Below are 265 nucleotides of genomic sequence, written 5' to 3' on the forward strand. Positions count from 1 at the left end.
GTTTAAAGCTGTTAAGGCTTTATTGGCTGTGATTTTTTAGCTAGCAATTTACCAGCTAATGATTAAAAACTTATGTTTTAGCTCTGATGACATAACCAACGCCCAGCGAACTAATATAGAACAACACTCCAAATACACTAATATCAATGAGTAGCTTTATAATGTCAAAAGTATCTGTAAACACAAGATACTCAAAAGCAAATAAGTGAAATATAACTTTTGATCCGAAATACGCAGTTAATAAAGGGATTACAAAAATAAGAAT

Annotated in this window: 1 protein-coding gene; it reads right to left on the minus strand. The window is 30.6% G+C overall.

Translation table 11 applies throughout. The features are described 5' to 3' along the window. Positions 1-70: 70 nt before the first annotated feature. Positions 71-265, minus strand: a 195-nt coding sequence (locus AAEZ22_RS18420; RefSeq protein ID WP_352298501.1) for a hypothetical protein, incomplete at its 5' end; no start/stop codon positions are given.

The sequence above is a fragment of the Pseudoalteromonas sp. 20-MNA-CIBAN-0454 genome (assembly GCF_040308685.1).
GTDB classification, from domain to species: Bacteria; Pseudomonadota; Gammaproteobacteria; order Enterobacterales; family Alteromonadaceae; genus Pseudoalteromonas; species Pseudoalteromonas nigrifaciens.